The sequence below is a fragment of the Streptomyces pseudoechinosporeus genome (assembly GCF_054783935.1).
In genome coordinates, this window is sequence record NZ_BAAGPS010000001.1 from 1 (window position 1) to 24,414 (window position 24,414).

The following is a 24,414-nucleotide window of genomic DNA, read 5'->3' on the forward strand; positions in this document are numbered from 1 at the left end:
TTTGGCACGCTGTTGAGTTCTCAAGGAACGGACGCTTCCTTCGTACTCACCCTCACGGGCTTTCCTCCGGGCTTCCCTTCGGTGTTTCCAAACTCTATCAGGGTTCTACCGTCTCACTGACCATGGTACTGCGGACATGCAGAACCAGGCCCCGAGATAGGATCTGACAAGTTTGGATGCTGCCAGGCAACGACGCTTGGTCGCGTCGCCCGCCTCAAGCAGGTGTACGACTCTACAGCGGGCTCAGGAGCGGGCGCAAATCGTTTGTGCGGTGCCCTAGGGCCCGCCAACCGGGACCTCTCCGGCGGACCGGGACTTCTCATGACTTACGCTGCTGAACAGTGCGCCGTCCGATACAGGCAGTGACGGTCCATATGAATCTCCACCCCTGGGAGGCCTCCCCATGACCACCGTGACGTCCCCGCTTGCAGGGCGTGCCATCGGGCTCGCAGCCGTACCCGATCCCGTCTTCTCCGGAGCGATGGTTGGGCCCGGCACTGCAATCGACCCCGTGCGTGAGCCCTCCGAGGCCGTCGCCCCCATCGACGGCGTTGTTGTCTCGCTTCATCCGCACGCCTTCGTCGTGGTCGACGAGCAGGGCCACGGCGTGCTCACGCACCTCGGTATCGACACTGTCCAGCTGAATGGCGAGGGGTTCGAGCTACTGATCAACAAGGGGGACACCGTACAGCGCGGTCAGGTCATGGTCCGCTGGAACCCGGTTGCCGTCGAAGCGGCAGGCAAGTCCCCGGTGTGTCCCATCGTGGCGCTCGAAGCTGCGGCCGAGTCGCTTTTCGACCTCAACGTTGACGGCGACGTGAAGGCTGGCGACGCTCTCTTCAGCTGGCACTGACTTCAGTGCCGTCATGAACGACAGGCAGGACAACCACCGCGGTGGCGGGACCCGCCGCTCTATCGGAGACAGGTGACATGGAGACAACGCTGCGAGGCGTCGGCGTGAGCCACGGTGTGGCGATCGGCGAGGTTCGGCACATGGGAACGGCGGTTCTCGAGCCGCCTGCCAAGCAGATCCCGGCAGAGGATGCGGAGCGCGAACAGGGGCGCGCCCGTAAGGCCGTGGAAGCCGTGGCGGCCGACCTGATAGCGCGCGGAAATCTGGCGGGCGGCGAAGCCCAGGCGGTGCTCGAGGCCCAGGCCATGATGGCTCAGGACCCGGAGCTGATGGCCGATGTCGAGCGGCGTATCACTGTCGGAAGCACGGCGGAGCGCGCGGTGTACGACGCGTTCGCCGCGTATCGCGCTCTGCTTGCGGGTGCTGGTGAGTACCTCGCCGGTCGTGTGGCGGACCTTGACGACGTGCGGAACCGTATCGTCGCCCGTCTGCTCGGTGTTCCGATGCCGGGCGTCCCGGACAGTGACGAGCCGTACGTCCTTATTGCTCGTGACCTTGCGCCTGCCGACACTGCCCTGCTGGATCCGGCTCTGGTCCTCGGTTTCGTCACTGAGGAGGGCGGGCCTACCAGCCACAGCGCGATTCTGGCGCGGGCGCTCGGCGTGCCCGCCGTGGTCGCCTTGCCAGGAGCGGGTGAGCTCGCCGAGGGAACGATGATCGCGGTGGACGGCAGCACCGGTGAGATCTTCGTGAACCCGAGTGCCGAGAAGAAGGCCGCCATGGGGGCCGCGGCCGCCGAGCGCAAGGCGGCGCTTGCCGCGTCGAGCGGGCCCGGAGCCACCTCGGACGGGCACAAGGTGCCGCTGCTGGCCAATGTCGGTGGTCCCGCGGATGTGCCGGCGGCGGTGGCGGCCGGTGCAGAGGGTGTCGGTCTGTTCCGTACCGAGTTCCTCTTCCTTGACGACAGCAAGAATGCGCCGTCGGAGAGCAAGCAAGTAGAGGCGTATCGCAAGGTCCTTGAGGCCTTTCCTGAGGGTCGTGTCGTGGTGCGTGTGCTGGATGCGGGTGCCGATAAGCCGCTCGACTTCCTGACGCCGGCCGACGAGCCGAACCCGGCACTGGGCGTGCGTGGTCTGCGGACGCTGCTCGATCATCCGGAGGTGCTGCGTACGCAGCTGACGGCGCTCGCGAAGGCTTCCGAGGGGCTGCCGGTCTACCTCGAGGTGATGGCGCCGATGGTCGCGGACCGTATCGATGCCAAGGCGTTCGCGGATGCGTGCCGTGAGGCTGGGCTGCAAGCGAAGTTCGGTGCCATGGTCGAGATTCCGTCGGCCGCTCTGCGGGCGCGGTCGATCCTGCAAGAGGTCGAGTTCCTGTCGCTGGGAACCAACGATCTCGCGCAGTACACCTTCGCCGCCGACCGTCAGGTGGGCGCGGTGTCCCGTCTCCAGGATCCGTGGCAGCCCGCGCTGCTCGACCTGGTCGCGCTGTCCGCCGAGGCGGCGAAGGCCGAGGGCAAGAGCTGTGGTGTCTGCGGCGAGGCCGCGTCAGACCCGCTGCTCGCGTGTGTGCTGACCGGTCTGGGAGTCACCTCCCTTTCTATGGGTGCGGCGTCGATTCCGTACGTCCGGGCGACGCTGGCCAAGTACGCGCTGGCGCAGTGCGAGCGTGCCGCGGCGGCGGCGCGCGCCTCGGACAGCGCCGAAGAGGCGCGCACGGCGGCTCAGGCGGTGCTGTCCGGCGAGTAAGTCGGCCCGCACCGTTGACCAGCGGTGACCGGGGGCGCCCCGCAGGCGGGGCGCCCCTCGCGTGTTCAGTGCGTATGCGCCGTCGGAGGGCCGTCGTCCCTCAGGTCCGGCGGCGCGCAGTAGTCGACGCCCGACTCCGGGGAGACGAGGTCGCCGGATTCGATGTCGTTGCAGTAGGCGTCGAAGACCTCTCCGGCGGTCAGCGGTTCCAGGCCCTCGCCGCGCAGGCGCCAGCCGAAGACGCGGTCCGTCGTGTCGGGGGCGCTGGTGCGCATGACGAGGCCTCCAGCACTCTGGGTGGCGATGCCGACGGCCAGGACGGTGGTGAATTCGAGGGCGTCGGCCTCGTCGAGCTGGGGTGTGCCCTCGGGGTCGTCGTCGGCATGGAGGACCGCGATGAGCGTTTCCGGCGCGGTCGAGACGCTGCACACGAGGTGGCGCTCGCCGGGGCCTGTGCTTTCGAGGATGCGGACGAGCAGGTCAGATGCTCGGATGAAGGCCGCACGGCCGATGTCCTCGCCGCAGGACGCGCAGTTGCCGATGCGGGACAGGAGCGTCGTCGCGTACTCCCAAGTGGCTTGTCGGACGGCCTCGTCGACGAGGGCCGGGACGAGGTCGGCGAGGGGCTGTCCCTCGTACGGGAGGGTGGGGCCGGTTGAGGCGAGCTCCGCTGTGAAGCGGGTGCGGCTGGTCGGGGCGTCGGGTTCCAGGCCGTGCTCGGCGCAGAACTCTGCGTATTCCTCCGGGTCGAAGAGTGCCACTGTGGTGTGGCCGCCCTGGGAGGCGAGTGTCCTGAGCAGGCCTTCCACCTGCTGGAGGTAGCTCGCGTGGTCGGCGAAGGCGAAGGTGCGGTAGCGCCGCATCGCCATGAAGTCCTGCTCGTCGGTCAGCACGCCAATGGTGCCGGCGATTTCGCGGCGCAGGACGCGTCGCATGCTTTGGTGCTGGATGTGCGCCATTTTTTCCCCCTGAGTGCAGTCGATCAATGCTCACTCACCGTAACCGGCGGCACTGACAATGGCCGTCGGGCGAGGGGTTCACGCACGCGGTCGTGCGCTAAAGACGCAGGTCAGCACCCTGATCAGGGGCGCTTGCGGGCCAGGTCCGCGTAGAAGTGCAGCAGCTCGACGCTGTCCACCGAGCCGACGTTGACGGCCTTTTCGAGGGGAGCGCCTTGGAGCAGGCGCTTGACCGGTACCTCGATGCGCTTGCCGGTGAGGGTGTGCGGAATGCCGGGCACCTCGATGACCTCGTCGGGGACGTGGCGGGGCGAGAGCTGTTCGCGGATGGTCTGCTTGATACGTCCGAGGAGGGCTTCGTCGAGTACGGCGCCCGGCGCGAGGTGCACGAACAGGGGCATCCAGTAACCGCCGTCGGGCTGTTCGATGCCGATGACGAGGGACTCGCGGATCTCGGGGAGGCGTTCAACGGCTTCGTAGATGTCGGCCGAACCCATGCGCACGCCTTGGCGGTTGAGCGTGGAGTCGGAGCGGCCGTGGATGATCACCGAGCCGCGTGAGGTGACAGTGATCCAGTCTCCGTGGCGCCAGGCTCCGGGGTACATGTCGAAGTAACTGTCGTGGTAGCGGCTGCCATCGGGGTCGTTCCAGAAGCGGATGGGCATGGACGGCATCGGATTGGTGACGACCAGCTCGCCGACTTCGTCGGTCAGGGGTTTGCCGCTGGGGTCCCAGGACTGGAGGTCGGTGCCGAGGCACGGTGCCTGGAGTTCGCCGATGTACACGGGAAGCGTGGGTACGCAGCCTGCGAAGCAGGAGCAGACGTCGGTGCCTCCGCTGACGGAGGCGATCCACAGGTCATCGCGGACCTCGTCGTGCAGCCAGCGGAACCCGTCGGGCGGCAGGGGCGAGCCGGTGGTGGCGACGCACTGCACACGGGAGAGGTCGAAGTCGCGGGAGGGGTGCACGTCCGCCTTGCGGCACGCCATGACGTACGCGGCCGAGGTGCCGAAGAGGGTGGCTCCCGTGCGTTCGGCGATGCGCCATTGGGCGGCCGTGCCCGGGTAGCCGGGGCTGCCGTCGTACAGAACGATCGTGGTGCCCGTCAGGAGGCCGGAGACGAGGAAGTTCCACATCATCCAGCCGGTGGAGGTGTACCAGAAGAAGCGGTCCTCGGGGCCCAAGTCGCAGTGCAGACCGAGCTGTTTGAGGTGCTCGACGAGGATGCCGCCCTGGGACTGGACGATGGCCTTCGGGAGGCCGGTCGTGCCGGAGGAGTAGAGCACCCACAGGGGATGGTCGAAGGGGACTGCTTCGAAGACGGGCTCCACGTCCGCGGAGGTGAGCGCCGACCACTCCAGGGCGCCTTCGGGAGCCTCGGTGCCGAGCAGCGGGACATGGACCACGGCGCGCAACGTGGGCAGTTCGCGGCGCAGTTCGGCAACGGTGTCGCGGCGGTCGTGCTCCTTGCCGCCGTAGCGGTAGCCGTCGACGGTGAACAGGACGACCGGTTCGACCTGCTGGAAGCGGTCGAGGACGCTGCGGGCGCCGAAGTCGGGCGCACAGGATGTCCAGACGCCACCCACAGCGGCCGTGGCAAGGAGGGCGACGACGGCCTGCGGAATGTTCGGGAGGTAGCCGCTGACGCGGTCTCCGGGGCGTACGCCGAGGGTGCGCAGCTCGGCGGCCAGGGAGCCGACCTGACGGCGCAGTTCGGACCAGTTGACCGGGCGCGGCTCGTGGGTTTCGTCGACGTAGAGGAGGGCCGGGACGTCGGGGCGGGTCTCAGCCGCGCGCAGGGCGTGCTCGGCGTAGTTGAGTGTGGCTCCGGGGAACCACTGGGCACCCGGCATTGAGCGGTCGCCGAGCACGCGCGCGTAGGGGGTCGAAAACCGTACGTCGAACCAGTCGGTGACGGCCTTCCAGAATGTGTCCAGCTCGTCCACGGACCAGCGGTGGAGGGCCGCGTAGCCGCCTTCGGCCGGGGCTCCGTGGTGTTCGGCCGCCCAGGCCTGGAATTTGGTGATCTGTGCCCGGGCGATGCGTTCCTGGTCGGGTTGCCAGAGCGGTGAGGGGTTCGCTGAGGTCATGGGGCGGCTCCCGGACTGTGCGCGTCGTGTGCGTGTATCACGCACGGGCTGGGTTGTGCGCGTCACGCGGCTGACACGGACGATGCCACGTGATCGACTTCCGCACCAGGGCGCGCCAAGGATGGTCCGTGTCGTGCGCCCCACATGGTCCGGGTCGTGAAGATGTGGTCCCGTCGCGGGTGAACGGCAGTTGAACGACTCACACATGTGGGCAGGGCAATGGCAGGCTGAGCAGCATGGACGGTCGTGACCTGGTGCGCTCGGTGAAGGCGGTCGGTTCGACGGGGGCGGCCCAGGGGTGGCGTACCGTGCGGGCCGCGTGGCGCAGGAGGCGTGCCGACGCCTCCGGGCTTGCACCCCGTGGTGCCGAGCGCGCGCGGGTGCCCGGGCCGGTGCTGGGCGTGGAGCCGGGGCCCGGCGGCGGACTGGTCCGGTTCACCCGGTCGGAGCTGCGCATCACCGTCGCCGTGAACGGAGCCGTCTTCTGGGGCTGGGACGGGGCCGGACCCGAGCCGTCGTACGCGCTCGCCGGCCGCTCCCCCAAGCCGGACCCGCGGGCCGTTCTGGAGCCGGACAAGGACGGCGCCTGGCGGGTGGTGGCCGAGCGCGTGACGGTCGTCATCTCGCGGAACGGCGCCGTGGAGGTGCGTACGCCGGGCGGTGTGACCCTGCGCCGCGATCTGCCGCCCCGGTGGTGGGAGCCGGTCGGCGGGGGCCGGGCGCGGTGGATGCAACGGTCCGAAGTGGCCGCGGACGCACGGTTCTTCGGCCTGGGCGGGCGCGCGTCGGGGCCACGGCTGCGCGACGGCACGTACCGGCTGTGGAACACCGATCCCGGCCTTTCCTTCGGTCCGGGCGACGATCCGCTGTACATCACCATGCCGGTGCAGATGGTGGTGGCCGACGCCGCCACGCATCTCGTGTTCCACGACAGCACATGGGACGGCACCGTGACCTTGCGCGAGGGCGAGGAGGGCGCGGGGTCCGGGCACGACCGGGCCGGGACGAGCGAACTGCGGATGGACGGCGGGCCGCTGCGCTGCTGGATGATGGTGGGCACCCCCGCGCGCGTGCTGCGCACCTGGGCCTCGCTCACGGGGGCCGCCGCGCTGCCGCCTGCGTGGGCGCTGGGGCACCATCACGCGCGGTGGGGCTTCGGCAGCGAGCAGGAGGTGCGGCGGATCGTCGCCGGCTATCAGGAGCGTGGGCTGCCATTGGACGCGGTCCACCTCGACATCGACCACTTCGACGCGCACCAGGTGTTCACGGTCGACCGGGAGCACTTCCCGAAGCTGCCGGTGCTCGCCGAGGAGCTGCGCCGGAACGGGATCCGGCTGGTGTCGATCGTGGATCCGGCGGTCAAGGCCGAACGGGTCAACGCGGTGTACGACAGCGGGTCCGCGGTGGAGGCCTTCGTGCGGGACTCCGCGAACAGGCTGGTGCGCGGTGTCGTCTGGCCGGGCGAGTCGGTGTATCCGGACTTCACGCGCGCGCGGGTGCGCCAGTGGTGGGGCGGGCTCTACAAGGAGCGGCTGGCACAGGGTTTCGCGGGCTTCTGGCACGACATGAACGAGCCGGTGTCGTTCACCGCCTTCGGGGAGAACACACTGCCCCGTTCGGCACGGCACGACCTGGAGGGACGCGGCGGTGACCATCGTGAGGCGCACAACGTGTACGCGCTCTGCATGGCGCGGGCCGGCTACGAAGGGTTGCGTGAACTGATGCCGAGGGAGCGGCCGTTCATGTTCTCGCGCTCCGGGTGGGCCGGAATGCAGCGCTACGGAGGGACCTGGTCCGGGGACGTGGCCACCGGCTGGCCGGGGCTGCGGGCGTCGTTGTCGCTGGTGGTGGGACTCGGGCTGTGCGGGGTGCCTTATTCGGGCCCCGATGTGGGCGGGTTCGACGGCAGTCCGTCGTCCGAGCTGTATCTGCGCTGGTTCCAACTGGGCGCGTATCTGCCGCTGTTCCGTACCCACGCGAGTCTGCGCGCCGGGCGCAGGGAGCCCTGGGAGTTCGGCGACGAGATCCTGAAGCACGCGCGCGTGGCGCTCGTCGAGCGGCGGCGGCTGCTGCCGTACTTCGTGACGCTGGCGCATCTGGCGCACCGTACGGGGGCGCCGTATGTGCGGCCGGTGTGGTGGGGCGCGCCCGAGGACAGGGCGCTGCGCGACTGCGACGACACCTTCCTGCTCGGCGACTGCCTCCTGGTGGCGCCGGTGCTGGACCCGGGTACGGACCGGCGTGCGGTGCAGTTGCCGCGAGGGTGCTGGTACGACACGGTGACCGAGGAGTGCTACGAAGGGCCCGCTCAGGTGCTGGTCGATGCCCCCTTGTCGCGGATTCCGGTGCTCGCGCGCGCGGGTGCCGTCGTGCCCGTACGCGGCACCGACGGCGGCCTGGAGCTGGAGGTGTGGGCGCCCGCCCCTGGACGTACCGGAGGCGGGCTCGTGGTGCCGGACACGGGCGATGGATGGGACGAGCCGGAGATCGAGCGGTATGTGACGCGCTGGGAAGGACAGCGGGTGGTCGTCGAGCAGGACGGGGAGGACGGACCGAGCGAGCCGTCCCGCCCCGTACGGGTCCGCGGGCTGGGAGGCCTGTGACGCGCTCCTGAGCGGCCCTTCGGGCGCACTGGACGGCGCGTCCGCCCTGGACGACGCGTCAGACGTACCGGCCCTCGAAGAACGCCCGCGCCGCCACGGTGTGCAGCGGGAAGGCGAGTTCGGTCGCCGTGCGGAGCAGGTGCCAGCCTTCGGTCTCGTCCGTCGCGGAAGGCGGCGGCAGTGCGGCGGCCGGGCGCTCCGGAAGCAGCCCGAAGAGCAGGAGGTGGCCGTCGGGAGAGCTCATCGCGTCGGTGAGCCGTACGTCGCGGGCCGCCGCGTCGATGCCCGTCTCCTCCTTGAGCTCGCGGACGACGGCGTGCCGCCAGTCCTCCCGGTGGTCGATGAACCCTCCGGGCAGAGCGATGCCCCCGCGCGCGGGAGCGATGGCTCGGGTGATGACGACCAGGGCGGTGCCCTTGATGTCGTACACGGGCTGAAGGGCGACCGCGACGGGCAGCGGATTACGGTAGGCCACGGCGCCACAGGAGGCGCAGGTGCGGGGCCAACCGGAGACGCCCTCTCCGTAGGGTGCTCCGCAGCTCGAACAGTGGGAGTCCGGGGCGGAGTTAGCGGGCGGGTTCTGGGACGGGGACACGCCGCGGACTGTATCCGGTCATCACATGGGCGCCTCCGGAGGGCCGTCTCCATGAGGCGAGAGACGGCCGGAACCACCCCCGTAGGCTCCGGCCGCCCCTACCGATACACCGACGCCTGGAAGCGCCTGAGCGGTTCTCCTGACGAGGGACCTGTCCGCTGACGCCCTGCCCAATCAACGCGTCCCATGGCACACTTCTGACGATCCGTCAGATATAGACGCCTGGAGGGATCTTGTCCCGCACCCGCACACCCGTGGTCCCCGGCTGGTTCGCCGGCGAGGGGGACGACTTCCGGCTTCTGGGCACGCGCTGCTCGGCCTGTACATCGGTGTTCTTCCCCCGTGAGGACGCCTTCTGCCGCAACCCGGGTTGCCCGGGCGGCGAGCTGGCCGAGGTCCCGCTGTCCCGGAGGGGCCGCGTCTGGTCATACACCGACAGCCGGTACCGGCCACCGTCACCGTATGTGTCCGACCCGGAACTCGAATGGCAGCCATACGCGTTGATCGCTGTGGAGCTGGAATTCGAGCGGATCGTGGTGCTCGGACAGGCGGTTCCCGGAGTCACCGTCGCCGATCTGACGGTGGGCATGGAGGTGGAGGTCGTCCCGGGCGTGCTGAACGCGGATGCGGAGACGACCTGGACGACGTGGCACTGGCGGCCGACGGGGGTGGGGGCATGACGGGTGAGGTGGCGGTGCTCGGCGCGGGCATGCATCCCTGGGGCAAATGGGGACGCGGTTTCGTCGAGTACGGGACGGTGGCGGCGCGCGCGGCACTGGCCGACGCGGGGGTCGACTGGCGGGACGTCGGCTCGATCGTGGGGGCGGACACGGTCCGTGGCGGCTATCCGGGGTACGTGGCGGGGGCGACGTTCGCGAAGGCGCTGGGCTGGCAGGGCGCCCGGGTGGCGAGTGTGTACGCGGCGTGCGCGTCAGGTGCGCAGGCCGTCAACACGGCGCGGGCTCAGATCCTTTCGGGCCTTGCGGACGTGGTCCTGGTGGTGGGTGCGGACGCGGCTCCGAAGGGGTTCTTCCGGCCCGCGGGCGGAGACCGGCCCGACGATCCGGACTGGCTGCGGTTCCGTGTCCTGGGGGCGACGAATCCGACGTACTTCGGCCTGTACGCGCGGCGGCGGATGGCCGTGCACGGGGACACATTAGAGGACTTCGCACAGGTCAAGGTGAAGAACGCCGCCCTGGGGGCGCTGAATCCGAACGCGCGGTACCGCAAGCGGGTCACCGCCGAGGAAGTTGCCGCCTCTGCCGTCGTCGCCGATCCACTGCGGCTGCTCGACATCTGCGCGACCTCGGACGGGGCCGCGGCGCTCGTGCTGTCCAGCATGGAGTTCGCGCGGCGCCATGGAGTCGCGGATCCGGTACGGATCCGCGCGGTGTCCACGGTGACACCGCGCTTCCCCACCACGGTCCTCGATCTGCCGGACATCGCGACGGACTCAGCGGTCGCGGTGGAGCCGGCGGCCGAGACGTTCCGCGCGTCGATCGCGCGGGCGGCGTACGAGGAGGCGGGCATCGGCCCGGAGGACCTCTCGCTCGCCGAGGTCTACGACCTGTCCACGGCCCTGGAGTTGCAGTGGTACGAGGACCTGGGGCTGTGCGGCGAGGGCGAGGCCGCCAAGCTGCTGAGAGAGGGTGCGACGGCCCCGGGCGGGCGAATACCCGTGAACGTCAGCGGCGGACTCGCCTCTTTCGGAGAGGCCGTTCCGGCCCAGGCCATCGCCCAAGTCTGCGAGCTCACCTGGCAGTTGCGCGGTACGGCGGGCGAACGGCAGGTCACCGGCGCACGGGTGGGGATCACGGCGAACCAGGGGCTGTTCGGGCACGGATCGTCCGTGATAGCCGTCCGGTGAGGGCAGGGCGCCCGTATGACGTGGGAGCTGAAATGGCCTTCCGTACACTGAGTGATCAGCCCGGAATCCTGCGTGAACAGCTCGTGAACTGGGCTTGGGCTCACACCGGAAGCGTCATTATGCTTCCGTGCGCTCCTGGACGGATACTCTCCGCTTCGCCTTCCAGCCGATCGTCAACCTGACGACCGGAGGGGTCGCGGCGCTGGAGATACTCGCCCGGCCGGAGGCCGGTGACGTCCTCGCACAGGCCCGCCGCGACCCCGAACTCGACGGCCGGCTGGCCGCGTTGGCGATCCGGGCGGCGGCCCGTCAGGAGACGCTGCTCCCGCTCCACGTCAACGTGTTCGCGGGCACCCTCGCCGACCTCGGAGGGCTCGCCGCGCTGCGTGAGGCCGTACGCGAGGCGGGGCGCATGCCGTGGGAGGTGACGGTCGACGTCGGACCGCCCTTCACGCACGTGCCGCACCGGGCACTCATCGAGGCGGTCACGGCGCTGCGCGGCGAGGGCTTCCGGATCTGCGCGGATGGCATCGGCGACGGCGACGTGCCCCTTCGGGTGCTCGCGGATCTCGCGCCCGACTTGGTCAAGCTCGATGCTTCCCTGCTGACGCGGCCTGCAGTCGTGCGGGCGATGCGGACGCTGTGCGAGCAGCTCGGCGCGCTGCTGTCCGTCGAGGGCGTCGAGACCGAACTGCAGTGTGCGACGGCGCTGTCGGCAGGCGCGCAACTGGCGCAGGGCGAGCTGTTCGGTCCCCCGGCACGCCGTCCGGCAGCGGACGTATACGTTCCGGCGCTCTCCCACGCCACCGCGACGACGCCTCCGTACGGGCCCTCGGTGCGGCAGTTCGTACGCCCTGCGGCGCTGTTGCCCGCAGGCGCGTCGGCGGGGCAGGTGCGGGCGCTGCTGACCGGGTCGCCGGAGGTGTCCGGGGTGTTGCTCGTGGACGCGGCCGGGGTTCCGGTGCGGTCAGTGCACCGTTCCCGGTTCCTGCTGTCGCTGTCGGCCCGCTACGGGCACGCGCTGTACGCCGACCGGCCGGCCGCCAAGCTCGGCGATGCGCCGCGTACGGTCGGCGTCGACGCCACCGCGTGGGAAGTCCTCGACGTGGTGGCGGACGGGGACCGCGACCGTACGTCCGACGATGTCGCGGTCGTCGACCGGCTCGGGCGGTGCGTAGGAGTCGTACGACTGGCCGATCTGGTACGGGCGCTGGCCGAGAGCCGTGTCGAGGAGGCGGCCGGGCTGAACCCACTGACGCGGCTGCCGGGTTCGGACGCGATCACCGCAGAGGTGGACCGGCGGATCGCGGGCGGGCGGATCTTCACGCTGAGCTGGCTGGATGTCGACGGCTTCAAGCAGGTCAACGACGGTGCGGGGTTCGCGGCGGGCGACGAACTGATCCGCGGGGTGGGGCGGGCGCTGCAGGCGGCGGCGTCCGGGGCCACGCACGTGGGGCACATCGGCGGTGACGACTTTCTCGTACTGACGGATCCGGAGGGACTCGATCCGCTGGCCACGTCGGTGCTCGACACGCCGTGGTCGGCCGGCGGCCTCGCCGTCACGCTGTCCCTGGCCACGGTGCTGTGCGCCCCGGGAACCGTGACCGACCACCGGCAGGCCGCCGCGTGTCTGGCGCCGCTCAAGCAGGCCGCGAAGTCGCTGCGGGGCGCAAGCTGGGTGCTGGGCCACGCGGGCCTGCCCGGCCACGAGATCCGCCGTGGCTCGGGGGCGGCGCCCGCGCAGGCGGGATGCGGGGCGGGCGGGCCGGGCCTGGGCTGAGCGGCCTCTCGGCACCGTGTCCCCGGGGTCCGGCAGCTGACGCGTGCGTCACTGCCGTACAGCGCGGAACCCGACCGTCCCGCTTCAGGCAATTTCGCGGGCCAGAACCACTGCCGTCCGCGACCTTGACGGTCCTTGACCTCCGGTGAACACTTCCGGATGTCAGTCGGCGTCGCCGCATTCCGGCGTATTCACGCACTGCGCCGCGCGGGCCCTCGCCTGCGCCAACGGGTCATCCCCCACGGGCGATTCGGCTGCCACGGCACGCTCATCACGGACGCCGGGCGGGGAGCGGGACTCTCCCTGCCTTCGGCAGAAGTAGCCATGGGAAACGCACCCTGCACGGTGGACCGGGGCCGATCGCCCCGGGCGAGGCCTAGGAGCCGCCATGAGCAATGGAGACATCTTCGTCGGTGAGGTCATCGGCACAGCCATCCTGATTCTCTTCGGCGCCGGAGTCGTCGCCGCCGTGGTACTGAACGACTCCAAAGCGAAGGACGCGGGCTGGGTCGTCATCGCGTTCGGCTGGGGCTTCGGGGTGATGGCCGGGGCGTACACCGCGGCACCGCTGTCCGGCGGGCATCTCAACCCGGCGGTGACACTCGGCATCGCCATCGACACCGGGAACTGGGACAAGGTCCATCTCTACGTCGCCGGACAGATGATCGGCGCGATCCTCGGCGCGATCCTGTGCTGGCTGGTCTACCTCGCCCAGTTCCAGGCCAACGCCGAGGAGAAGAAGGCGCAGCCGACGCTCGGGATCTTTTCCACGGCACCCGCGATCCGCAATCCCGTGGCGAACCTCATCACCGAGATCATCGCCACCATCGCTCTGGTTCTGCCGATCCTGGCCTTCGGCCTGACCGAGGGTCTCGGCGAGTCCGGCACCGCGATTCTGATCGTCTCCTTCCTGGTGGTCGGCATCGGCCTGTCGCTCGGCGGTCCCACCGGATACGCCATCAATCCGGCCCGTGACCTCGGCCCGCGCATCACCCACGCCCTGCTCCCGATACCCAACAAGGGCACCTCGGACTGGAGTTACGCGTGGATCCCGGTGGTGGGGCCGCTGATCGGCGGGGCGCTCTCGGGGCTCATCTTCAACGCAGCCTTCTGAAGAATCCGACGAAGGGGACGTCATGACAGACAAGTTCGTCGCCGCAATCGACCAGGGCACCACTTCGAGCCGCTGCATCATCTTCAACCAGGACGGCGCGATCGTCGCCGTCGACCAGCGCGAGCACCGTCAGATCTTCCCGAAGCCGGGCTGGGTGGAGCACGACGCCACCGAGATCTGGTCGAAGGTGCAGGCCGTGGTGGCGGGGGCGATCGCGAAGGCCGGACTCCGCGCCGACCAGCTCAGCGCCCTGGGGATCACCAACCAACGGGAGACGACAGTCCTTTGGGACCGCGCCACGGGCAAGCCCGTGCACAACGCGATCGTCTGGCAGGACACCCGTACCTCCGCGCTCTGCAACGAGCTGGGCGGCTCGGACGGGCAGGACCGTTTCCGCGAGCAGACGGGTCTGCCGCTGGCCAGCTACTTCTCAGGGCCGAAGGCGGCCTGGCTGCTTGACAACGTGCCGGGGCTGCGGGCTCGCGCCGAGCGGGGCGAGATCGCCTTCGGCACGATCGACTCCTGGCTGATCTGGAACCTCACCGGCGGCACGGACGGCGGCCGTCACGTCACCGACGTGACCAACGCCGGGCGCACCATGCTGATGAACCTCGCGACCCTCCAGTGGGACGCCTCGATCCTCTCCGCGATGAACGTCCCCGAAGCGATGCTCCCGGAGATCAAGTCCTCCTCCGAGGTGTACGGGACCGCTGTGGGCCAACTCGGCGGGGTGCCGGTCGCCTCGGCGCTCGGCGACCAGCAGGCGGCGGTCTTCGGGCAGGCCTGCTACGACGTGGGCACGGCCAAGAACACCTACGGGACGGGCAGCTTCCTGCTGCTCAACACCGGGAACCGGCCGGTTCCTTCGAAGAGCGGGCTGCTCACCACCATGGGCTACAAAATCGGCTCCGAGGCGCCCGTGTACTGCCTGGAGGGGTCGATCGCGATCACTGGTGCCCTGGTGCAGTGGTTCCGCGACCAGCTCGGCATCATCCGTGCGGCGGACGAGATCGAGACGCTGGCGGCGAGCGTCGACGACAACGGCGGGGCGTACATCGTGCCCGCGTTCTCCGGCCTGTTCGCGCCCTACTGGCGCTCCGACGCGCGCGGGGTCGTCACCGGTCTCACGCGGTACGTCACAAAGGGGCACCTCGCGCGCGCGGTGCTCGAAGCGACGAGCTGGCAGACCCGGGAGGTCGTCGACGCCATGTACCAGGACTCCGGGGTGCACATCACGACCCTCAAGGTGGACGGCGGCATGACCAAGAACAACCTCCTGATGCAGCACCAGGCGGATGTGCTCGGGGTGCCGGTGATCCGTCCGAAGGTCTCCGAGACGACCTGCCTGGGCGCCGCTTACGCGGCGGGCCTCGCGACCGGTGTGTGGAACGACCTCGACACGCTGAAGTCGCACTGGCAGAAGGACGTCGAGTGGACGCCGTCGATGGAGGACTCGGTGCGCGACCGCGAGTACCACAACTGGCGAAAGGCGGTGGAGAAGAGCTTCGGCTGGCACGAGGACCGTCCCAGCTAGCGCTCGTTTTCGCGGTGCACGCGCGCGTGCAGCGTTTTTGGGGTGCACGCGCGCGTGCGTCACGCGTGTCGTGCCCGAGGACTACGGCCCGTACCCCAGTCGGCGGGGGTACGGGCCGTACGCGTGGCGGGCCGGGTGAGGAGCGAGCGATTCAGGTGGTGACGGTCTGGCGGCGCTCGGCCGCGTACGCCATCGCGTGCTGGACCACGCCGATGAGGACCTCCTTGACCGACTCCCGGTCGCGCGCGTCGCACAGCACGACGGGCACGTCGGGATCGAGGTCGAGGGCCTGGCGGACGTCTTCGGTGGGGTAACGGGTGGCGCCCTCGAAGCAGTTGACGCCCACCAGGAAGGGTATGGAGCGCCGCTCGAAGTAGTCGATCGCGGCGAAACAGTCCTCCAGGCGGCGGGTGTCGGCGAGTACCACGGCCCCCAGGGCGCCGGTGGAGAGCTCGTCCCACAGGAACCAGAAGCGGTCCTGTCCGGGCGTCCCGAAGAGGTACAGGACCAGGTCCTCGCGGAGTGTGATGCGGCCGAAGTCCATGGCGACCGTGGTGGTGTTCTTGCCCTCCACACCGCTGGTGTCGTCGACCGGGCGGCCGGCCTCGGTGAGCACCTCCTCGGTCCGCAGCGGCTTGATCTCGCTGACCGCGCCGACCATCGTCGTCTTTCCCACGCCGAAGCCGCCCGCCACGAGGATCTTGAGCGTGACGGGCTCGACGGGGGCCTTGCCGCGCTCAGAACGCCCGAAGATCATCGATCTCTTCTCCTGCTTCAGTGGTGTCGTACGGGGATGGGGCGGGGGGTGCACCGTATCCGCCGCCTCCGGGGGTTTCGATGACCAGTACGTCGCCGGGGCCGACGTCCGCCGCGTCGCTTCCGCCCAATTCGGTGACCGTACCGTCCGCGCGTTCCACGCGGTTGGCGCCCAGGGCCCCGGGCTCGCCGCCCGCCATGCCGTAGGGCGCGACCCTGCGGTGCTGGGAGAGCGTGGAGACGGTCATGGGCTCGTGGAACCGGATGCGGCGTACGGCGCCGTCCCCGCCGCGCCACCGTCCGGCTCCACCACTGCCGCGTCGTACGGCGAACTCGTCGAGCTGGACGGGCAGTCGCCACTCCAGGACCTCGGGGTCCGTGAGCCGCGAGTTGGTCATATGGGTCTGGACGACGGATGCGCCGTGGAAGCCGTCGCCCGCACCGGATCCGGAGGCCACGGTCTCGTAGTACTGGTGGCGTTCGTTGCCGAAGGTAACGTTGTTCATGGTGCCGGAGCCCTCCGCCTGCACTCCGAGGGCTCCGTAGAGGGCGCCCGTGATGGCCTGCGAGGTCTCGACGTTACCGGCGACCACGGCGGCAGGGGGTTCGGGAGCGAGCATCGAGCCGGGGGGCACGATGATGTCCAGGGGCCGCAGACAGCCGTCGTTGAGCGGGATGTCGTCGGCGACCAGGGTGCGGAAGACGTACAGGACGGCGGCGTTGACCACCGAGAAGGGTGCGTTGAAGTTGGTGCCGAGCTGCGGCGACGTACCGGTGAAGTCGACGGTGGCGGAGCGTTTTTCGCGGTCTACGGAGATGCGCACCCGGATGACGGCGCCGGAGTCGGTCTCGTAGGTGAACTCGCCGTCTTCAAGGGCGTCGATGACGCGGCGTACGGATTCCTCGGCGTTGTCCTGGACGTGCTTCATGTACGCCTGTACGACGTCGAGGCCGAAGTTCTCGATCATGCGGGCGACTTCGTCGACGCCTTTCTGGTTGGCGGCGATCTGGGCACGCAGGTCGGCGAGGTTGGTCTTCGGGTTGCGCGAGGGGTAGGGCGCCTCGGTGAGGAGCCGTCGTGTCTCCGCCTCGCGGAGCCGGCCGCCTTCCACGAGCAGCCAGTTGTCGAAGAGAACGCCCTCCTCCTCGATGACGCGGCTGTTCGCGGGCATGGAGCCGGGCGCGATACCGCCGATCTCGGCGTGGTGGCCGCGCGAGGCGACGTAGAAGAGAATCCGGTCACCCTCCGTGTCGAAGACCGGAGTGATCACCGTGACGTCAGGAAGGTGCGTGCCGCCGTGGTACGGGTCATTGACGGCGTACGCGTCCCCGGGGCGCATCCCTGAGCCGCGGCGGCGGATGACCTCCTTGACGCTGGTGCCCATCGATCCCAAGTGCACAGGGATATGAGGGGCGTTGGCGACCAAGTTGCCTTCGGGGTCGAACAGCGCGCAGGAGAAGTCCAGGCGCTCCTTGATGTTGACCGACTGGGCGGTGGACTCCAGGCGGGCGCCCATCTGCTCGGCGATCGACATGAAGAGGTTGTTGAAGACCTCGAGGAGAACAGGGTCGGCTTCCGTACCGACATCGGAACTCTCCGTGACCACCACGCGTTCCATGATCAGATGCCCGTCGTCGGTCATGGCCGCCTGCCAGCCGTCGTCGACGACGGTCGTCGCGCTGGCTTCGGTGATGATCGCGGGGCCGGTGACGGTTTCGCCGGGGGGCAGTTCCTCGCGACGGTGCAGGGGTACGTCGCGCCAGGCGCCGCCCGTGTGGAGGCTGACGGTCTCCGGGGTGCCGGGGGGCGAGTAGGGGGTGGCGAGGGCGGAGAGATCGGGGGGCTCGGTGAGACCGGTGGCTTCCACGGAGAGGGCTTCGACGACGACCGGACGGTCGAGGGTGAAGGAGTAGGTGGCGCGATGGCGGTCTTCGAAGGTGCGGATCATAGTGTCGGGCTCGGTCAGCTCGACGACGAGTGCCGTGTCCGTGCCGTCATAGCGCAGCTGGGCCCGGCGGGTGACCTGGATGCGGTCCTCGGGGACGTCCTCGGCGAGGAGTTCGGCGCGGGCCGCACCCTCCAGGTCGTCCGCGGTCTTCAGGACAGCGGGCATCGAGGACGCCTCCAGGGGCGCCTCGACGGACTGTTCGCGCATGGCCGTCGTGTCGGCGAGCCCGATGCCGAGCGCGGAGAGCACGCCGGCCATGGGTGGCACGAGGACGGTGCGAATGCCGAGCGAGTCGGCGACCATGCAGGCGTGCTGCCCTCCCGCGCCGCCGAAGGTGGTGAGCGCGTACCGGGTGACGTCGTGGCCCTTCTGCACCGAGATCCGCTTGACGGCGTTGGCGATATTGGCGACCGCGATCTGCAGGTACCCCTCGGCGACCTGCTCGGGGGTGCGGTCGTCGCCGGTCCTCTCCCGGATCTCGCGTGCGAGGGCGGCGAACCGGTCGCGGACCAGGGCGTCGTCGAGCGGCTGGTCGCCGCCCGGGCCGAAGACCCTTGGGAAGTAGGCGGGTTGGATGCGGCCCAGGGCCACATTGGCGTCCGTGACGGTGAGCGGGCCGCCGTTCCGGTAGCAGGCGGGCCCCGGGTCCGCGCCCGCCGAGTCCGGCCCTACGCGGTAGCGGGAGCCGTCGAAGTGGAGCACGGAGCCGCCGCCCGCCGCGACGGTGTGGATGTCGAGCATGGGAGCGCGCAGCCGTACACCGGCGATCTGGGTGGTGAAGACGCGTTCGTACTCGCCCGCGAAGTGCGAGACGTCCGTGGAGGTGCCGCCCATGTCGAAGCCGATGACCCGGTCGAAGCCAGCGAGCTGCGACATCCGCGCCATGCCGACGATGCCGCCCGCGGGCCCGGACAGGATGGCGTCCTTGCCGCGGAACTGTCCGGCCTCGGCGAGCCCTCCGTTGGACTGCATGAACATCAGCCGAACGCCCCGCAGTTCATCGGCGACGTGCTGGACGTAGCGGCGCAGCACGGGCGAGAGGTAGGCGTCGACGACGGCCGTGTCGCCGCGCGGGACGAGCTTCATCAGAGGGCTGACCTCACTGGACAGCGAGATCTGCGGGAAGCCGATACGGGCGGCCAGCTCGCCGATGGCCTGCTCGTGGACGGGATGGAGGTGGCTGTGCATGCAGACGACGGCCAGGGCACGGATTCCGTCGTCGTACGCCTTCTGCAGCGGCCCGGCGAGAGCGTCCAGGTCGGGGGCGCGCAGGACGGTTCCGTCGGCGGCGATGCGCTCGTCGGCCTCGACGACCCGTTCGTAGAGCAGCTCGGGCAGTTCGATCGCGCGGGCGAAGATCCGCGGGCGGTTCTGGTAGGCGATGCGCAGCGCGTCCCGGAAGCCACGGGTGACGACGAGGAGGGTGCGCTCGCCCTTGCGCTCCAGGAGGGCGTTCGTGGCGACGGTGGTGCCCATGCGGACGGCGTCGATGGGGCCGTCGTCGCGGAGGAGTTTCCGTACGCCCGCGACGGCGGCGTCGGCGTACCGCGACGGGTTGTCGGAGAGGAGCTTGTGCGTGAGCAGGCGGCCGTCCGGGCGACGCGCGACGATGTCGGTGAAGGTGCCGCCTCGGTCGACCCAGAACTGCCAGCCTGTCACGTCTGTTCCCCGCTTCCGCGCTGCTCAGAGCGCCCGGAGCCCGTTGATCACGTCGCGCAGAATACTCTCGTCCGGCAGCTCGGCGGGGGGTACCGGACGCGTCACATGGACCATTTCGTCAGCCACGAGATCTCCTATGAGGACACGTACCACTCCGATGGGAAGGTCGAGTTCGGCAGCGAGTTCGGCGACCGACTGCGGGGCGTCGCGACAGAGCTCGACGATGTCCTCGTGCTCCGGGGACAGCGTCTGCGCCGCTCCCGGCTCGTCGGCATGCGGTTCCGTCACGACCACCGCGATCAGGTCGAGGCGGTGCTGGGCCGCGCTGGTGGTGCGGCCGCGTGTCATGGCATACGGACGGACCACCGGTCCGGCCTCATCGTCGAACCAGTGGGACATCCCCTGACCGTCTCCGCTCATGCCATCCCACTACCCGCCTGCGGGCAGATCGGTGCGCGGAGCCTGTGCCAGATGTGCGCCGACCCTCTTGACCAGCAACGTCATCTCGTACGCGACCTGCCCGACATCCGAGTCGGCGTCCGAGAGTACGGCGAGACAGCTGCCGTCACCCGCGGCCGTGACGAACAGGAACGCGTCGTCGAGCTCGACGATCGTCTGCCGGACACTGCCCGCCTCGAAGTGGCGGCCGACGCCCTTGGCGAGGCTGTGGAATCCGGAGGCGACGGCGGCGAGGTGCTCGCTGTCCTCCCTGGTCAGGTCCTTGGAGACCCCGGTGGGCAGACCGTCGCTGGAGAGCACGAGTGCCTTACGGATGCTGGCGACACGATCCACCAGGTCATCGAGGAGCCAGTTGAGTTCGCCCGACGCCTTGTTGGTCCTGATGTGGCCGGCGTCCTTCGGTGCGGTCATCGACCGTCCCCCTTAGTCGTTCCTTGTGCTGTGCCGTCCTGGGCCCCGTCGCCCGTGGCGTTCTCCTCTCGGCCGCGCTGCCAGCCGCGCTGGAGCGAGGCCATACGGCTGCGTACCTGGTCGGCGTCGCGCTCGGTGGCCTCCGCGCCGTTCCCGGTGCGGGTCGCGTCGCGCTCGGCACGCCGGTCGGGTCCGTTCTTCAACTGCGGGGCCAGATTGGCCTGCCGTACGCGTCGGGGCAGCGGGCCGGTGCCGCCGCCTGCGGGCGGGGCGCCTGTGCGGCTGCCGCCCGTCGCGGTACCGCGACGCGACGCGCGATTGGGGAGGGGCGGGGCTTCGCCGGGCTCACCGCCTCGGGCCGAGGCTTCGGTGCGTTCGGGTCCGCGGGTGGGTGCCTCACCGGCATCGAGGCGGCGGCCTGCGGATTCAGGGCCGCGGTCGGCCGGCCGGGTGCTGCCCGTGGGCTCGGTGTCACGGTCCGGGATCTTGCCGGGCTCGGCGCCACGGTCCGGTGTCCGGCCAAGCCCGACCCCACCGTCCGCCGGCTCGGTGCCCGCGTCGGGAGCGGCACCGGGCTCGCTCCGGCCGGTGGGAAGCGGATCCGCCGGTGCGCGACGCGACGGCAGCCGTTTGGCTTTGGCGGCTCGGGTGCGCTTCGGCAGTTCCTCCAGGGCGCCCCCTCGTTCGGCCGCCCCCTCAGCCGATTCCGCTGCTTCCGTCGGCTCCTCGGCGTTCGCGCGTTCCGTCGGCTCCACGCGCCGCGGCTTCGTCTGGGTGACGGGGCGGCCGTGGGAGCTGACGAGTTTCGGGGCCCTGCGGCGCGGGAGCTGCGCGGGTTCGCCGGGGTGGTCGCCGTCGCCCGGGCGAGCCGGCTCGCCCGGGGCCTCACGTGCCTGCTGGTGCTGCTCCACCGGGCCCCCCGCGATGGAGCGACGGTGGCGGAAGATGCCGCCGCGCTCGCTGTCCTCGTCGTCCAGGGCACCCGGGAAGTCGTTCAGAGCACCCAGGTCGACGGGAGCCTCCAGTTCGACCGGCCCGTCCAGGATGGAGGCCGGCAGGCCCGGGAGCTGGAGCGGTACCTGGGAGAGCGCCGCCTTGCGGTTCTCGTCGCCCTGCTTCGGCGGGAGCGCCCGGTCGAGCCGGAAGCCCACGCCGTTGGTGTCGGGCACGTCGTCCGTGAGCAACGCGTCGGGGATGAACACCACCGCGGTGGTCCCGCCGTACGGGGACGGCTGCAGGGAGACGCGTACGTTCTGCCGCTGGGCGAGGCGGCTGACCACGAACAGGCCGAGCCGGTCGGTGTCCGACAGCTCGAACTCCGGGGTCTCGGCGAGCCGCAGGTTGGCGTCGAGGAGCGCTTCCGGGGCCATGCCCAGGCCACGGTCGTGGATCTCCAGCGTGAAGCCGTTGGCGACGCGTTCGCCGAGCACCTGGACGGCGGTGTGCGGGGGCGAGAACACCGTGGCGTTCTCCAGGAGTTCGGCCACGAGGTGGGTGAGGTCGGCGACCGCGGGACCGGTGACGGCCATGCGCGGCAGTCGGCGTACCTCGATACGTTCGTAGTCCTCGACCTCGGCGACGGCGGCGCGGACGACATCCATCAGCTGGATGGGCTTGCGCCACTGCCGGGAGGGGGCCGCGCCGGAGAGAATCACCAGGCCCTCGGCGTGGCGGCGCATACGGGTGGTCAGATGGTCGAGGCGGAAGAGATCGGCGAGTTCGTCGGTGTCCTCGGTCCTGCGCTCCATGGTGTCGAGCAGGGTGAGCTGCTTGTGCAGCAGGACCTGGCTGCGGCGGGCGAGGTTCACAAAGACCTCGGAGACGCCGTCGCGCAGTTCGGCCTGCTTGACGGCTGCCTCGACCGCGGCGCGCTGGAGGGTGTTGAGGGCCTGGCCGACCTCGCCGATCTCGTTCTTGTCGTACTCCAGACGCGGCACCTCGGTCTCCACGTCGACCTGTTCGCCCGCGGAGAGCCGGCGCATCACGCTGGGCAGCCGCACCCCGGACGCCTCGTGGGCCTCCAGACGCAGCCCGCGCAGATCGCGGATGAGGCCGCGACCGATGCGTACGGACAGGAAGAGCGAGACCAGCAGGGCGATCAGACCGAGGACACCGGCGATGGCCGCCCTGACGATGACGTCGACGGCGATCGGGCGGACGCGGTCCTGGTAGCGGTCGCTCGCCTCGTCGTTGAGGGTGCCCAGCTCGTCGAGGACGTTGCCGGCCTCGGTGTCCCAGCTCTTCGCGGTGACGCCACGGGACTTGCCGGACTCGGAGGAGATGGCTGCCTGTTCGGCCACCCGCAGCGGAGCGGTGGCGGCGTTCCTCCAGAAGCGCTGATAGCGCTCGCGCTCCGCGGAGGGGAGCAGCGGCAGGTTGCTGTCGTACATCAGGTCGCGCTGGGCCACGAGGTCGGAGATGTCGCGGATCTCCTCGGAGGAGATCCTGCCGACGACCAGCGCCGAGCCGAGCAGGGCGTCCTCTCGGGAGAGCAGTTCGCGCGCGAGGGCGACGTTGACGAGGGCCCGGTGCTGCTTGTCCATCTCCACGTCGTCGACCACATGCAGGTTTCCGAGCACGACGTAGCAGGGCTCGACGAGGTTGTTGTAGAGCTCCAGGGCCTTGGCCCGGGTGAGTGTGCCCTCTTCGACGCTGCGGCGCAGTGGCTCGATGCCGTCCAAGGAGTCCAGCATGGCCGTCAGCCGCCCGCCGGTGCCCTCGCCCACCGCGTCGCGTACGTCGGAGTTCTCGGCGTTTCTGCGGATCTCGGCGATGGCGTCGTCGGTGGCTGCCCGGCTGCGACGGAGTGCGGCGAGCCCGTCGGAGGCGCGGGGGTCGGCGAGGTAGACGAGGCTCTGGCGGCGTTCCTGCTGCAGGACACGGACGGTGTCCTCGGTGGGATAAGTGACCTTCTCCACGACGGACGAAGCGTCGAACAGCTCACCTGCCTCGCGCCCGGTGAGTACCGTGGCGAAGCCCCAGATCGCGGTCAGCGACACCAGCGGCACGATGAGCAGCGCCACGATCTTCCGGCGGATGGACTTCCCGCGAAAGCGCATGGCCTCCCCCAGCTCGACCCCCTCCGGACGGGGGTACACATGTGCGTCAACAAACGGCGTGAGCCTACTACCGACACACAGGGAACTCGAAGGCCCGTCCGGACGGACTCCGTCCGCTTCACCGTCTCGACAGGAACAGGACATCCGCAGTTGTCCGTTCATTGGGGGAGATTGCCTCCCCGATTCCGGCACAGAACGCCGAACGCCAACCTGTCAGGGAACTTGGTCAGTTGGCTGAAATTTTTCGCTCGTTGGGAATCTTCGGGGTACGTCGATCGTCTGTATGTATGGGAGTTGGGGACGGAATCGGCTCAGGCGCCGCATGCCGCACCCAGGTGGCATAAAACGGCGCAAGCCGGGCAGCCGTGGGGTGTTGATGTCTTGTGACACCCCAGCGAGGGGCTGCTGGGCGGTGGGGAGTGACAAGTTGATGGGCACGGCAGAGCGGCGCGAGACGCCCCAGCTGAGCGTCGGGGCAACGGCGGTGGCGGAGCGGGATGCCCAGGCAGAGGCGCCGGATCGCGACATTCCGGCGCAGGAGGAGCAACAGGAGGAAGAGCGGGCGTACTACCGGCCGTTGTGGGTCGAGGAGCCCGCGCGCAGACCACGGCTGCCCGATCCGGTGCGTACGTCCGCGGTGCGGGCCGTCATCATCATCGCTGTCACGCTGATCCAGGCGATGGTGGCCTTCCTGTGCACGCTGGCCGGTTCCTGGCTCGCGTTCCCCATGGTCCTGAGCAGCGTGGCGAGCACGGTGGTCGCTACATGGGGCGCCCTGGACGTGTGGGTGACCCGACAGGTGTGGATCCAGCGCAACGGCGTGGTGTCGACGCCGAGCAGCACGGCGCGTGCCTTGCGACGCGAGCGGCGCAAGGCACGGCGCCAGGAGCGGGCGTCCGAGCGGGCCAAGGAGCGGATACGCCGTCGGGGCGGCGCGGGCCAGTTGTCGCACTCCTAGTGAGCTGGTCCGGAATCTCA

The 24,414-nt window shown here is 69.9% G+C and carries 17 protein-coding genes; 9 read left to right on the forward strand and 8 right to left on the reverse strand.

What is annotated here, in order from left to right; all coding sequences use genetic code 11:
* Positions 1 to 403 precede the first annotated feature (403 nt).
* Positions 404 to 853 (forward strand): PTS sugar transporter subunit IIA, encoded by a 450-nt coding sequence (locus tag ACYVO6_RS00005; RefSeq protein ID WP_461056234.1) that lies wholly within the window; start codon positions 404 to 406, stop codon positions 851 to 853.
* A 77-nt stretch (positions 854 to 930) separates the two neighbouring features.
* Positions 931 to 2,601 (forward strand): phosphoenolpyruvate--protein phosphotransferase, encoded by a 1,671-nt coding sequence (gene ptsP / locus ACYVO6_RS00010; RefSeq protein ID WP_461056236.1) that lies wholly within the window; start codon positions 931 to 933, stop codon positions 2,599 to 2,601.
* Between the two features lie 65 nt (positions 2,602 to 2,666).
* Here ptsP and ACYVO6_RS00015 read toward each other — a convergent pair whose 3' ends face one another.
* Both ACYVO6_RS00015 and ACYVO6_RS00020 read right to left on the reverse strand, forming a co-directional pair.
* Positions 2,667 to 3,560 carry a hypothetical protein gene (locus ACYVO6_RS00015; RefSeq protein ID WP_461056238.1) on the reverse strand — a complete coding sequence of 298 codons (894 nt, stop codon included), beginning with the start codon at positions 3,558 to 3,560 and terminating at the stop codon, positions 2,667 to 2,669.
* Between the two features lie 122 nt (positions 3,561 to 3,682).
* Positions 3,683 to 5,650 carry an acetoacetate--CoA ligase gene (locus ACYVO6_RS00020; protein WP_461056240.1) on the reverse strand — a complete coding sequence of 656 codons (1,968 nt, stop codon included), beginning with the start codon at positions 5,648 to 5,650 and terminating at the stop codon, positions 3,683 to 3,685.
* Positions 5,651 to 5,886: 236 nt separating this feature from the next.
* Here ACYVO6_RS00020 and ACYVO6_RS00025 point away from each other — a divergent pair, with 236 nt between their 5' ends.
* Complete coding sequence (locus tag ACYVO6_RS00025) at positions 5,887 to 8,253, forward strand: glycoside hydrolase family 31 protein (RefSeq protein WP_461056242.1); 2,367 nt, start codon at positions 5,887 to 5,889, stop codon at positions 8,251 to 8,253.
* A gap of 58 nt (positions 8,254 to 8,311) precedes the next feature.
* Here the strand turns inward: ACYVO6_RS00025 and ACYVO6_RS00030 are convergent, their stop codons facing one another.
* Positions 8,312 to 8,848 carry an NUDIX domain-containing protein gene (locus tag ACYVO6_RS00030; RefSeq protein WP_461056244.1) on the reverse strand — a complete coding sequence of 179 codons (537 nt, stop codon included), beginning with the start codon at positions 8,846 to 8,848 and terminating at the stop codon, positions 8,312 to 8,314.
* A gap of 254 nt (positions 8,849 to 9,102) precedes the next feature.
* Here ACYVO6_RS00030 and ACYVO6_RS00035 point away from each other — a divergent pair, with 254 nt between their 5' ends.
* The 5 genes from ACYVO6_RS00035 to glpK all read left to right on the forward strand — a co-directional run bounded on the left by ACYVO6_RS00035 (position 9,103) and on the right by glpK (position 15,143).
* Positions 9,103 to 9,528, forward strand: coding sequence for a Zn-ribbon domain-containing OB-fold protein (locus ACYVO6_RS00035; RefSeq protein ID WP_461056704.1), 426 nt, complete (start codon positions 9,103 to 9,105; stop codon positions 9,526 to 9,528).
* Positions 9,525 to 10,715: a lipid-transfer protein gene (locus ACYVO6_RS00040; RefSeq protein WP_461056246.1), complete on the forward strand. Its 1,191-nt coding sequence runs from the start codon at positions 9,525 to 9,527 to the stop codon at positions 10,713 to 10,715. Before ACYVO6_RS00035 ends, ACYVO6_RS00040 begins: the two co-directional genes overlap by 4 nt.
* Before the next feature lie 127 nt (positions 10,716 to 10,842).
* A complete protein-coding gene (locus ACYVO6_RS00045) occupies positions 10,843 to 12,495 on the forward strand; it encodes an EAL domain-containing protein (protein WP_461056248.1) in 1,653 nt (550 codons plus the stop codon).
* A 388-nt stretch (positions 12,496 to 12,883) separates the two neighbouring features.
* Positions 12,884 to 13,609, forward strand: a complete 726-nt coding sequence (locus ACYVO6_RS00050) for an MIP/aquaporin family protein (protein ID WP_461056250.1) — start codon at positions 12,884 to 12,886, stop codon at positions 13,607 to 13,609.
* A 22-nt stretch (positions 13,610 to 13,631) separates the two neighbouring features.
* Positions 13,632 to 15,143 carry a glycerol kinase GlpK gene (glpK, locus tag ACYVO6_RS00055; RefSeq protein ID WP_461056252.1) on the forward strand — a complete coding sequence of 504 codons (1,512 nt, stop codon included), beginning with the start codon at positions 13,632 to 13,634 and terminating at the stop codon, positions 15,141 to 15,143.
* A gap of 151 nt (positions 15,144 to 15,294) precedes the next feature.
* On the opposite strand, the gene ACYVO6_RS00060 is transcribed toward glpK, so the two are convergent.
* The 5 genes from ACYVO6_RS00060 to ACYVO6_RS00080 are packed head-to-tail and all read right to left on the reverse strand — an operon-like array spanning position 15,295 to position 23,436.
* A complete protein-coding gene (locus ACYVO6_RS00060; protein ID WP_461056254.1) occupies positions 15,295 to 15,900 on the reverse strand; it encodes a GTP-binding protein in 606 nt (201 codons plus the stop codon).
* Complete coding sequence (locus ACYVO6_RS00065; RefSeq protein ID WP_461056256.1) at positions 15,881 to 19,507, reverse strand: hydantoinase B/oxoprolinase family protein; 3,627 nt, start codon at positions 19,505 to 19,507, stop codon at positions 15,881 to 15,883. Before ACYVO6_RS00065 ends, ACYVO6_RS00060 begins: the two co-directional genes overlap by 20 nt.
* Positions 19,508 to 19,531: 24 nt before the next feature.
* Positions 19,532 to 19,927, reverse strand: a complete 396-nt coding sequence (locus tag ACYVO6_RS00070; protein ID WP_352373503.1) for a DUF742 domain-containing protein — start codon at positions 19,925 to 19,927, stop codon at positions 19,532 to 19,534.
* Positions 19,928 to 19,936: 9 nt separating this feature from the next.
* Entirely contained in the window at positions 19,937 to 20,377 is a 441-nt protein-coding gene (locus ACYVO6_RS00075) for a roadblock/LC7 domain-containing protein (RefSeq protein ID WP_461056260.1), read from the reverse strand.
* Entirely contained in the window at positions 20,374 to 23,436 is a 3,063-nt protein-coding gene (locus ACYVO6_RS00080; RefSeq protein WP_461056263.1) for a sensor histidine kinase, read from the reverse strand. Before ACYVO6_RS00080 ends, ACYVO6_RS00075 begins: the two co-directional genes overlap by 4 nt.
* A gap of 430 nt (positions 23,437 to 23,866) precedes the next feature.
* Here ACYVO6_RS00080 and ACYVO6_RS00085 point away from each other — a divergent pair, with 430 nt between their 5' ends.
* Positions 23,867 to 24,394 (forward strand): hypothetical protein, encoded by a 528-nt coding sequence (locus ACYVO6_RS00085; protein WP_461056265.1) that lies wholly within the window; start codon positions 23,867 to 23,869, stop codon positions 24,392 to 24,394.
* Positions 24,395 to 24,414: the final 20 nt, after the last annotated feature.